Raw genomic sequence first — 11,934 nt, 5'->3', positions numbered from 1 at the left:
TCCCCTCACCCTGACCCTCTCCCCTGAGGGGAGAGGGAAGGATTGACTTCAGTGCCTTAAAAACGCGTATTCACGCTCATATACCAGGTGCGACCCGGCTCATTATACGTATACGCCCCTGCACCGTACATATACGCGCCGGTGGTGGCGTTACCTGTGGTCTGGGCATTACCCGCACGCCACTGGCGCTTGTCGAAGACGTTATCCACGCCGCCGGTCAGGCTGACGTTTTTGGTCATGTCCCAGGTCGCGCTCAGACCCACGATGCTGTACGGGCTGACTTCGTCTTTCTCAGAACCGGTCACCGGCTGACCTTTGTAGTTGTACTTCTTCGGCTGCTGCTTGCCGTACCAGGTGAAAGTCGACTGGAGCGACACGTCCTGATGGACCTGCCAGCTCAGGGTCGAGTTCAGCGTGTACTCCGGGATAATCGACAGACGATCGCCGGTCTCCTTGTTCTTGCTCTGCAGCATGTATGTAATATTGTTGGTCCAGTTAATGGTGTCGCTGACCGGCACGTTCAGGGAGCCTTCCAGCCCTTCAACCACCGCTTTCGGCACGTTTTCCCACTGGTAGATATCGGTCTGCACTTTACCGGAGGAGGTGTGACCAATCGGCGCGTAGCCCGCTTCAATCTTGTCGCGGTAGTCGTTGCGGAACCAGGTCACGCCCGCCAGCCAGCCGTCGCGCTTCCACTCCAGACCAATCTCTTTGTTGATGCTGGTTTCGGCCTTCAGATCCTCATTACCCATCATGTAGCAGCCCACGCCGTCGGAGCTGGCGTAGCAGCCCTGGCCTTTGCTGTAGAGCAGGTAGTTTGGGTTGGTCTGGTACAGGCTCGGCGCTTTGTAAGCCCGCGCGATCCCCATCTTCAGCGTGAAGTTATCCCCCAGACCTTGCGACAGGTTCAGGGACGGGCTCCAGTTATTGCCGACGATGGTGTGATGGTCGAAGCGCAACGCCGGGGTCAGCATGGTGCTGTCGGTTAGCTCCATATTGTTCTCGGCGAACAGGGAGAAAATCTCTGCCGAGGTGTATGGACTGCGATCGTTACTCATCCCCGGAATGGTGCCGCCCTGCTGGGTTTGCGTGAAGGAGGTGGAATCCTTCATGCGCTGCTGGTTCCATTCGGTGCCCAGCGTCAGATTCTGGTTGACGAGGAAATCAATCGGCAGGTTGATCTCGCTGTGCAGCATCACGTCGGCCAGGTCGGTGTCGGTGAATTTTTCGCTGTTGAACAGGCCTTCCAGCCCCCCCGCCAGCCCTTCGCCCAGACGGGAGTTGCGGGTGTGCTCGTACTGCGCCCAGTTGCTGGTGGTTATGCCGTTATCCCAGCCGCCGTTCCAGGTAACGGCGAAGTTCTGGCGATAGATACGGTTGGTCTCTTTGCCGTAATTCTTTTTCACCAGCGCGTTGTCGTTGTTGGTGTTCTGAGTATCACCCGCGTAGAGGTTGTTCTGACGGCTGTAACCTGCTTCAAATTCCAGGGACTGCATCGGCGCGAAGTCCCAGCGGACCACCCCGTTAATGTCTTTGTTCTCCACACCTTCCCGGCCAGCCGGCAGAGTATTGGCGTAGGCGCCGGTACGCTCAGACTGGTGACCCTGGTTGATGTCCCACGCGTCGGCTTGCGTTTTGTCCAGGTTACCAAACATGCGGAAGCTGAAATCGCCGCCAAGCGGGCCGCTCAGGCTGAAGTTGGTGCGTTTGGTGGAACCTTCGTCCTTGTGTTCTGGCGCATTCAGGTAGGTGTTCCAGGAGCCATGCCACTGGTCGTCGAACTTTTTGGTGATGATGTTCACCACGCCGCCTGCCGCACCGTTGCCGTAGCGCGCGGCCGCCGGTCCGCGGATCACTTCGATGCGCTCGATCATCTCTGGCGGTACCCAGCCGGTATCGCCGCGGGTATCACGCTCGCCGCGCCAGCCCAGACGGATGGAGTTACGGCTGGTTACCGGCTTGCCGTCGATCAGGATCAGGGTGTTTTCCGGCCCCATGCCGCGAATATCAATCTGACGGTTATTCCCGCGCTGGCCGCTGGTGGAGTTCCCGGTCAGGTTCACGCCCGGCATGGTACGGATGATTTCCGCCACGTCGCGCGCGGGCGGGTTTTTACGGATCTCATCGGCGGTGATGGTTGATACCCCCGGTGCCTGCAGGTTCTGCTCGGCGGCGGTGATGACCATGGTGTCTTCGTGCTGCGCGGAGGCGTTGTTATCGTCTGCCAGCGCGGGCAGCGCGGCGCCGTAAATCCCTAAATTGACCAGCAAGGCCAGAGAGTGAATCTTCTTATTCATTGTACGTCCTGCTTTTATGGTTGTTTTATGAGCGCTTCCCACAGCGCGGCCACTACGCTATTGCAAATGCAAATAGTTATCAATAATATTATCAATAAAATTTGCTCTGAAACAAAAAAGACTGTTAAACATGAGGTTATAAGGGTGACGGCGTTAACAACGGGCAGTGAAGCGTGGTGGCAGTCGAAAAACGGGCCTGAATGGACACGGGAAAAAGGGAAATATCGCGTCACGTTCTGGTGGCGTGACCCGGCAGGAACGCAAAGAACGTCACCGATCAAACGCGTCTGGCTCTACGTCACCGGCGTGACCGATCACCACCAGAATGCCCGCCCGCAATCCCTTGAACGCATCCCGGATACCGACGTCTGGCAGTGGCAGGGCGAATTTTTCCCCGCGTGGCGCGGGAGCTACTGTTTTATCCCCTCTGTGAATGAAAACGATTTTGCCGACGCCGTGTTCGCAGGCCAGAAGCCGGACCGCCTGGCGCTGCGCGAAGGCTGGCGAAAACTGCTGCCGCACGCGGTGTCTGACCCGCTGAATCCGCAGAGCTGGCGCGGCGGGCGCGGCCATGCCGTCTCGGCGCTGGAGATGCCGGAAGCACCGGTTCAGCCGGGCTGGCAACATTCCGATACCCCTCACAACGCGCCGGTCTGCATTGAATGGGAAAGCGCGCGCCTGAAAAACCGCCGCCGCGTATGGATTTTTACCACCGGGGACGAAAACCCTGAACGCCCGCTGGCCGTGCTGCTCGACGGTCAGTTCTGGGCGGAAAGCATGCCCGTCTGGCCTGCGCTGGCGTCGCTTACTGCCGGGCGCAAGCTGCCGCCAGCCGTCTACGTGTTAATCGATGTGATCGACATGGCGCATCGCAACAGCGAACTGCCCTGTAACCCCGATTTCTGGCTGGCGGTGCAGGAAGAACTTCTCCCGCTTGTCAAAAAACACGCGCCGTTCAGCGACCGCGCCGACCGTACGGTGGTGGCGGGCCAAAGCTTTGGCGGACTCTCTTCCCTGTATGCTGGCCTCAACTGGCCGCAGCGTTTTGGCTGCGTGCTAAGCCAGTCCGGCTCCTACTGGTGGCCGCATCGCGGCGGGCAGCAGGAGGGACGCCTTATCGAACAACTCAGGGCGGGGGAGATAACCGCGCGTGGGCTGCGCATTGTTCTGGAGGCCGGGCGCAACGAGCCGCTCATTTTCAATGCGAATCAGGCGATTTACGCCGAACTGCATGCGCAACAGCAGGTTTACTGGCGTCAGGTTGACGGCGGGCACGACGCGCTTTGCTGGCGCGGGGGGCTGACGCAGGGGCTGATCACCCTCTGGCAGCCGCTTATTCAATAACGGAGTCTGTATGGAATTCAGCAATCCTTTCGATAATCCGCAGGGACAGTTTGCCATTTTGCAAAACGACCAGGGGCAGTACAGCCTGTGGCCGCAGCAGTGCGAACTGCCGGCAGGGTGGCGTGTGGTGTGCGAAGCACAGTCCCAGGAAGCGTGCCAGCAGTGGCTGGCGGAACGCTGGCAAACGCTGGAACCGTCTCATTTTGCAAAGGGGAACGCATGAACTGTCTGCCTCTCGTTGCCGCCCAGCCGGGTATCTGGATGGCGGAACAGTTATCCACGTTGCCAAACGCCTGGAGCGTGGCGCACTACACCGAGCTGAAAGGGAATATCGACGCGCCGCTGATGGCAAAAGCCATTGCGGCAGGCATGATGCAGGCCGATACCCTGCGCACGCGCTTTACGCAAGAGAATGGTGAGGTGTGGCAGTGGGTTGATGAAACCTTCATTCTGCCGGAACCGTCCATCGTGCGCGTCGACTCGCATGACGCCGCTATGGCGCTGATGGAGACCGATCTCAACCAGAACCTGCGCGTTGACAGCGGCCAGCCGCTGGCGTTTCACCAGCTGATTCAGGTGGGGGATCAGTGCTGGTACTGGTATCAGCGTTATCACCATCTGGTGGTGGATGGCTTCAGTTTCCCGGCCATTACCCGCCAGATTGCCGCAATTTATTCCGCATGGCAAAAGGGCGAACCCACGCCTGAGTCTCCGTTCACGTCGTTTGCGGAGGTGGTGGAAGAGTACCAGCGCTATCGTGACAGTGAAGCCTGGCGGCGCGATGGTGCCTTCTGGGCCGAACAGCGCAAGCAGCTGCCTTCGCCGGTCTCGCTCTCTTCTGCGCCGCTGCCGGGTCGTGCCGCGACAACGGATATTCTGCGCCTGAAAATCGCCACTGACGGTCGCGCCTTTAGCCGGCTTGTACAGGCGGCAGGGCAGGTGCAGCGCGCCGAACTGGCGCTTGCGCTGGTGACGCTGTGGCTCGGGCGCCTCACCGGACGGCTGGACTACGCCGCCGGGTTTATCTTTATGCGCAGGATGGGATCGGCCGCGCTGACCGCGACCGGGCCAGTGCTCAACGTCCTGCCGCTGGCGGTGAATATCAATCCGCAGGAGAGCCTGCCGGACCTGGCGCAGCGCCTGGCGAACCAGCTAAAAAAAATGCGCCGCCACCAGCGCTACGACGCCGAGCAGATCGTGCGCGACAGCGGGAAAGCGGCGGGCGACGAGCCCCTTTTTGGCCCCGTGTTGAACGTGAAGGTGTTCGACTACCGGCTGGAACTCGACGGCGTGGAGGCCATCACCCACACGCTGGCGACCGGCCCGGTGAATGACCTTGAGCTGGCACTGTTCCCGGATGAACAGGGGGGACTCAGTATTGAAATCCTCGCCAGTAAGCTGCGTTATGATGAAGCGACGCTTACCCGTCATGTTGCCCGTCTGAACGCGATGCTCATGCAGTTTGCTGCCAACCCGGACCTGCGCTGTAGCGAGGTGGAGACCGTTTCAGAACAGGAGTATGCGCAGCTTGCGCGCATCAACGATACCGGGCTGGCGCTGCCGTCCACTACGCTCGCCGATCTGGTAGCGGAGCAGGCAAGCAACACGCCTGATGCCCCCGCGCTGGCGGATGCGCACATCGAGCTTACCTATCGCCAGATGCGTGAGCAGGTGGTGGCACTGGCAAACCTGCTGCGCGAGCGTGGCGTGAAGCCGGGCGACAGCGTGGCGGTGGCGCTGCCGCGCTCGGTGTTCCTGACGCTGGCCTTGCACGGCATTGTCGAAGCGGGTGCCGCGTGGCTGCCGCTGGACACCGGCTACCCGGACGACCGCCTGCGGATGATGCTGGAGGACGCGAAGCCGTCCCTGCTCATTACCACCGACGAGCAGCGTCCGCGCTTTAGCGATCTGCCGATTCCCTCCTTTAGTTACAACACACTATTACCGACCGCGGGGGCTGAGCCGCTGCGCCTGGCGAAGCCGGAGCAGACGGCGTACATCATCTTTACCTCCGGTTCGACGGGGCGTCCGAAAGGGGTGATGGTCGGGCACACTGCCATCGTTAACCGTCTGAAGTGGATGCAGGATCACTACCCATTGAACGCGAGCGACGTGGTGGCGCAGAAAACGCCGTGCAGCTTTGACGTGTCGGTGTGGGAGTTCTGGTGGCCGTTTATCGCCGGGGCGAAGCTGGTGATGGCCGAGCCGGATGCTCACCGCGATCCGCAGGCGATGCAGAGCTTCTTCGCGCACTACGGCGTGACTACTACCCACTTTGTGCCGTCGATGCTGGCGGCGTTTGTCGCCTCGCTGACGGCGGAAAACGTCGGGTGCTGCAACACGCTTAAGCAGGTGTTCTGCAGCGGCGAAGCGCTGCCGACGGCGCTGTGCCGCGAGTGGGAAGCGTTGACCCATGTGCCGCTGCATAACCTCTATGGTCCAACCGAAGCGGCGGTGGACGTCAGCTGGTATCCGGCGTTTGGCCCGGAACTGGCGGCTGTTAAAGGCAACAGCGTGCCGATCGGTTTCCCGGTGTGGAACACGGGGCTGCGCATTCTGGATGCGATGATGCGCCCGGTGCCCTTTGGCGTGGCGGGGGATCTTTACCTGACCGGCATCCAGCTGGCGCAGGGGTATCTGGGTCGTCCTGATCTGACCGCCAGCCGCTTTATCGCCGATCCGTTCGCCCCTGGCGAGCGGATGTACCGCACTGGCGACGTCGCCCGCTGGCTGGACAACGGCGCGGTGGAGTATCTGGGCCGCAGCGACGATCAGCTGAAAATTCGCGGCCAGCGCATCGAGCTCGGCGAAATCGACCGGGCGATGCTGTCGCTGCCGGACGTGGCCCAGGCCGTGGCGCACGCCTGCGTGTTCAATCAGGCGGCGGCAACGGACGGCGATGCGCGCCAACTGGTGGGGTATGTGGTCTCTGAATCGGGTCTGCCGCTGGATCGCGATGCGCTACTGGCATCACTCAAAGCACAGTTGCCGCCGCATATGGTGCCGGTGGTACTACTGCAAATCAGCGCGCTGCCGTTAAGCGCCAACGGCAAGCTCGACCGTAAGGCGCTGCCGCTGCCGGAGCTGACCAGCAAAACATCCGGTCGCGCGCCGGAAAGCGCAACCGAAATCGGCGTCGCGCAGGCGTTTGCCGCGCTGCTGGGCTGCGAGGTCAACGATACCGAAGCCGACTTCTTTGCCCTTGGCGGCCACTCGCTGCTGGCGATGCGCCTCGCGGCACAGCTGAGCCGCACGTTTGCCCGCAAGGTCACGCCGGGGCAGATTATGGTCGCCTCCACGGTCAGCAAGCTCAGCGCGCTGCTGGACTCGTCGATGAGCGACGCGCAGGCGCAGCGTCTGGGGTATGAAACCCTTCTCCCGCTGCGTGAAAGCGACGGCCCAACGCTGTTCTGCTTCCATCCGGCTTCCGGTTTTGCGTGGCAGTTTAGCGTGCTGGCTCGCTATCTTAGTCCGCGCTGGTCCATTACCGGCATTCAGTCACCTCGCCCGGACGGGCCAATGCAGCAGTGTGCGGATCTGGATGAGGTAATCGAACATCACCTGAAAACCTTGCGCGCACAGCAGCGGCAGGGACCGTATTACCTGTTCGGTTATTCCCTTGGCGGCACGCTGGCGCAGGGCATTGCCGCGCGTCTGTGCGCGCAGGGGGAAGTCGTCGCGTTCCTCGGCCTGCTGGATACCTGGCCGCCGGAAACCCAGAACTGGGCAGAGAAAGAGGCGAACGGCCTCGACCCGGCAGTGCTGGCGGAAATCGAGCGCGAGCGACAGGCGTTTATCGCCGCTCAGCAGGGACAGGGCTCCAGCGAACTGTTTAGCGCTATTGAGGGCAACTACGCTGACGCGGTGCGCTTGCTCACCACGGCACACAGTGCGCGCTTCGAGGGTAAAGCGACGCTGTTTGTGGCCGAGCGCACGCGCACGCAGGATCCGCAGGTTGCGTGGGCGCCATGGGTAGGTGAACTGGAGGTGTACAGCCAGGACTGCGCCCACGTGGATATCATTTCACCGCAGGCGTTTGAGAAGATTGGGTCGGTGTTGAGGGAGATATTGGGGTAGTGAAACTGCCCGGTGGCGCTGCGCTTACCGGGCCTACGGGAGCTGAGTGTAGGCCGGGTAAGGCGAAGCCGCCACCCGGCAATTACCGCCGACCTAAAGGTACCACCAGCGGCGTCCCCGCCACTGGATCGTCAATAATCATGCAGCGCATGCCGTAGATCCGCGCGATCAGCTCTGGCGTCACAATCTCCTTCGGCGCGCCCTGCGCCACAATCTCGCCATCGCGCAGCGCAATCAGATGCGTGGCGTAGCGGCACGCCTGGTTCAAATCATGCAGTACCGCCGCCAGGGTGTAGCCCTGCGTGCGGTTCAGCTCGCTCAGCAGCTCCAGCAGGTCAATCTGATGGCTGATATCCAGCCAGGTCGTCGGTTCGTCCAGCAGCATGATGGCGGTCTCCTGCGCCAGCACCATCGCGATCCACGCCCGCTGGCGCTGCCCGCCGGAGAGGGTGTCCACGCTTTGCAGCGCGAGATCGGTAATCCCGGTCGCCCGCATTGCGCGGTTGACCGCCTCCTCATCCTCTTTACGCCAGCGGGTAAACAGCGGCTGGTGCGGGTAGCGCCCGCGCGAAACCAGCTCCAGCACCGTGATGTCTCCCGGCGTGGTGGCGTTTTGCGCCAGCAATCCGATGCGCCTGGCCACCTCTTTGCTGGGGAAGCGCTGGATCTGCTCGCCGTCGAGGAATACGTTGCCCTCAACCGGCGTCATCAGGCGGCTCAGCGTGCGTAGCAGTGTCGATTTACCGCAGCCGTTCGGGCCGATGATTGCCGTAAAATGGCCGTCCGGGATCGCGACGGTTAAATCACGGGCAATGATTTTTTTGCCGTAGCCGAGGGTGAGTTTTTCGCCGCGCAGGCGGGAGAGGGTATCGGTCATTTCTTGCGTGACTCCTGAACGAGCAAGACGATGAGGTAAATCCCGCCGAGGCTGACGGTCACGACGCCCACCGGCAGTTGATAAGGCATAAACAGCTGCCGGGCGCAGAGATCCGCGGCCAGCAGCAGCACCGCGCCGCACAGCGCCGCCTGGGTCAGACCCCAGCGCGCGGTGCCGCTAAGACGACGGGCGATATGCGGCGCCACCAGGGCGATAAATGAGATTGGCCCGGCGATGGCGGTAGCGGCTGCGGTCAGCAAGACCGCCACCAGCATCAGCATCAGGCGCGAGCGCTCAACGCCGACACCCAGCGCGCAGGCGCTGTCGTCGCCCATCTCCAGCAGACGCATGCGCCGCACCAGCAGCAGTGCGGCAATAAACATCAGCACAATCAATGGCGCGGCGGGCCAGGTTTTGCCCCAGGTCAGGCCGTTGAGCGAGCCGGCGTACCACAGCCCGGCGGAGAGCGCGGTTTCCAGCGAGGCCTGCAGCAGCAGCCAGGTATTAAACGCCATCAGCATGGCGCGCACGCCGATACCGATGATGATCAGGCGGAAGGTGTCGATACCGTTGCGCCAGGCAAGCAGCCAGATAAGCAGGGACGTGAGCATGCCGCCCGCCATCGCCGTAAAGGTGATGGCCGTCAGGTGCTGACCAAACAGCACCATCGCCACCAGCACGCCGCTCCAGGCGCCGGTATTGAGGCCCATCACGTCCGGGCTGCCGAGCGGGTTGCGCATCAGCGACTGGAATATCGCACCGCTGACGCCGAGCGCCGCGCCCACCAGAATCGCCATCGCCACGCGCGGCAGTCGCCATTCGGTGACCACCAGGGAGAGGTTGCGCGGTGCGCTGCCGAGCAGGGCGTTAAAGACCTGAGTAAAATCGAGCGTGACCGCGCCGCTGCGCAGGCTCCAGACCGCCAGCAGCAGAATGGCGACAAGCAGCAGTGCGACGCTGGTCATTAAACGACGGGACGGGGCCATCATACGGCACCTCCGCGTTTACGGCGCACGAGGAAGATCAGCACCGGCGCGCCGATAAAGGCGCTGACCACCGAGACGCGCAGCTCGCCGGGCACCAGAAGACGACCCACAACATCGGCCACCAGCAGCAGGGCGGGCGTTGCCAGTAGCGTCACCGGCAGCGACCAGCGGTGATCCGCCCCCACCAGCCAGCGCGCCATGTGCGGCATCATCAGGCCGATAAAGGCTATCGGGCCGACAACCGCCGTCGCGCTGCCGCACAAAACGGTGATGACCAGTAATCCCGTCAGCTGGGTCCGCGCCACGCGGTTGCCGAGCGCGGTGGCGGTGTCGCTCCCGAGACTCAGGCTGTTCAGCGCCCGGCTTAACAACAGCGCCACGGCGGCGGCGATAACCACCGGGATCGCCACCACTTTTAAGGTGTCCAGCGTGCGGATATCCAGCGAGCCGGCCTGCCAGAAACGTAGCCGATCGTAGACGTCCGGGTTGAGCAGGGCGATGCCGCTGGATAGCCCTTCCAGCACCGCGCCGAGCGCCACGCCTGCCAGCGTTAAGCGAACCGGACTCAGCTGCCCGCCGCCCTGGCTGCCGGTAAACGCCACCACCAGCGAGGCGGCCAGCGCGCCGCAGAAGGCCATCACCAGTTGTTCAGACGGCGAGGTCAAACCGAGCAGCGCCGCGCCGAGCACGATGGCAAAGCTGGCTCCGGCGTTAACGCCGAGAATGCCGGGGTCCGCCAGTGGGTTACGGGTGAGGGTTTGCATCAGCGCACCGGCAAGACCGAGTGCGCCACCGGCCAGCAGCCCGGCGAGCGTGCGGGGCAGACGGGCGTCGAGCACGATAACGCAGTCGGCGCTCTGACAGGTGCCGGTGAGCGCATCAACGATAACGGATGCGGGTAGCGGCTTCGCGCCGACCAGCAGGCTGAGTGCAATCGCCAGAATTAACAGCAGCAATAAAACGGGCACGGCAAGGGCGCGCACCGAAGAAGAGGAAAACGACATAGCAACATCCATGACTTGATAATGATAGTGATTATCGTTATCTATCTTATTTGGCTATGTTAGCATGTGCGCCCATGGAAAGGGTAGAATTACACTCAAGGCTTTGTCATGAATCAAAAATCCTGGCTGCTCAACCTCAGCCTGCTTAAAACACACCCGGCGTATCGCGCTGTATTTATCGCCCGCTTTATCTCCATTTTGTCCCTCGGCCTGCTCGGCGTGGCTGTGCCGGTACAGATCCAGACCATGACGCACTCCAGCTGGCTGGTGGGCCTTTCGGTCACCTTAACCGGTGGGGCGATGTTTATCGGCCTGATGGTCGGCGGCGTGCTGGCGGACCGCTACGAGCGTAAAAAGCTGATCCTGCTGGCGCGCGGCACCTGCGGGGTGGGGTTTGTCGGGCTGTGTCTGAACGCCATGCTGCCTGAGCCGTCGCTGGTGGTCATTTACGCGCTTGGCCTGTGGGACGGTTTCTTTGCCTCGCTGGGCGTGACGGCGTTGCTGGCGGCCACGCCTGCGCTGGTGGGGCGCGAAAACCTGATGCAGGCCGGGGCGATTACCATGCTCACCGTCCGTCTGGGCTCGGTGATTTCGCCTATGGTCGGCGGTCTGCTGCTGGCAACGGGTAACGTGGCCTGGAACTACGGGCTGGCAGCGGCGGGCACGTTTATCACCACGCTGACGCTGCTGCGCCTGCCGCTTCTGCCCCCGCCGCCGCAGCCGCGCGAGCATCCGCTGAAATCACTGAAGGCGGCCATTCGTTTTCTGTTCAGCAACCCGCTAATCGGCGGGATTGCGCTGCTCGGCGGCCTGCTGACCATGGCGAGTGCGGTGCGCGTGTTGTACCCGGCGCTGGCGGGCGAGTGGCAGATGAGCGCTTCGGAGATAGGCATTCTCTACGCCGCCATTCCGCTCGGCGCGGCATGCGGTGCGCTGACCAGCGGCAACCTGGCGCAGAGCGCGCGTCCGGGATTGATTATGCTGCTTGCCACGCTGGCCTCGTTTATCGCCATTGGCTTCTTCAGCCTGATGCCGGTGTGGGCGCTGGGCGTGATGTGCCTGGTGATTTTCGGCTGGCTGAGCGCCATCAGCTCGCTGTTACAGTACACCCTGATCCAGACCCAGACGCCGGAAGGGATGCTGGGGCGCATTAACGGCCTGTGGACCGCGCAGAACGTGACGGGCGATGCCATTGGCGCGGCGATCCTCGGCGGCCTGGGGACGATAATGACCCCGGTGGCGTCGGCGAGCAGCAGCGGGTTTGTATTAGCCGCTATTGGCGGGATTTTATTGATGTCGTTGGCAGAATTGCGCCGATTCAGGCAGGAGGTTGTGTTTAATAACGGTGC

The 11,934-nt window shown here is 62.3% G+C and carries 8 protein-coding genes; 4 read left to right on the top strand and 4 right to left on the bottom strand.

The features are described from left to right. Positions 1–56: 56 nt before the first annotated feature. On the bottom strand, positions 57–2,297 hold the full coding sequence (locus tag EKN83_RS19780; RefSeq protein WP_025759967.1) for a TonB-dependent siderophore receptor: 2,241 nt from the start codon (positions 2,295–2,297) through the stop codon (positions 57–59). Positions 2,298–2,441: 144 nt separating this feature from the next. Here EKN83_RS19780 and fes point away from each other — a divergent pair, with 144 nt between their 5' ends. Genes fes through entF form a run of 3 tightly spaced genes read left to right on the top strand, consistent with a single transcriptional unit; the run spans position 2,442 to position 7,718 of the window. Next, positions 2,442–3,641, top strand: coding sequence for an enterochelin esterase (gene fes, locus EKN83_RS19775; RefSeq protein WP_126801541.1), 1,200 nt, complete (start codon positions 2,442–2,444; stop codon positions 3,639–3,641). Between the two features lie 10 nt (positions 3,642–3,651). Then, positions 3,652–3,864 (top strand): MbtH family protein, encoded by a 213-nt coding sequence (locus tag EKN83_RS19770; RefSeq protein WP_025759969.1) that lies wholly within the window; start codon positions 3,652–3,654, stop codon positions 3,862–3,864. Continuing rightward, the gene (gene entF / locus EKN83_RS19765; protein WP_126801540.1) at positions 3,861–7,718 is read left to right on the top strand and encodes an enterobactin non-ribosomal peptide synthetase EntF; all 3,858 of its coding nucleotides are present in this window, start codon (positions 3,861–3,863) and stop codon (positions 7,716–7,718) included. The genes EKN83_RS19770 and entF overlap by 4 nt, the downstream gene beginning before the upstream one ends. An 82-nt stretch (positions 7,719–7,800) precedes the next feature. Here the strand turns inward: entF and fepC are convergent, their stop codons facing one another. Genes fepC through fepD form a run of 3 tightly spaced genes read right to left on the bottom strand, consistent with a single transcriptional unit; the run spans position 7,801 to position 10,585 of the window. Then, on the bottom strand, positions 7,801–8,595 hold the full coding sequence (fepC, locus tag EKN83_RS19760) for an iron-enterobactin ABC transporter ATP-binding protein (RefSeq protein ID WP_126801539.1): 795 nt from the start codon (positions 8,593–8,595) through the stop codon (positions 7,801–7,803). After that, positions 8,592–9,584, bottom strand: coding sequence for an iron-enterobactin ABC transporter permease (gene fepG / locus EKN83_RS19755; protein ID WP_032672685.1), 993 nt, complete (start codon positions 9,582–9,584; stop codon positions 8,592–8,594). The genes fepC and fepG overlap by 4 nt, the downstream gene beginning before the upstream one ends. Next, positions 9,581–10,585, bottom strand: a complete 1,005-nt coding sequence (fepD, locus tag EKN83_RS19750) for a Fe(3+)-siderophore ABC transporter permease (protein ID WP_126801538.1) — start codon at positions 10,583–10,585, stop codon at positions 9,581–9,583. Before fepD ends, fepG begins: the two co-directional genes overlap by 4 nt. A 108-nt stretch (positions 10,586–10,693) precedes the next feature. Here fepD and entS point away from each other — a divergent pair. After that, the coding region (entS, locus tag EKN83_RS19745) for an enterobactin transporter EntS (protein WP_126801537.1) at positions 10,694–11,934 on the top strand (1,241 nt) is incomplete at its 3' end.

It is taken from the genome of Enterobacter sp. WCHEn090032 (assembly GCF_003986875.1).
In the GTDB taxonomy this organism is placed as follows: Bacteria; Pseudomonadota; Gammaproteobacteria; order Enterobacterales; family Enterobacteriaceae; genus Enterobacter; species Enterobacter sichuanensis.
This window is presented reverse-complemented; position numbering and strand designations above follow the sequence as displayed.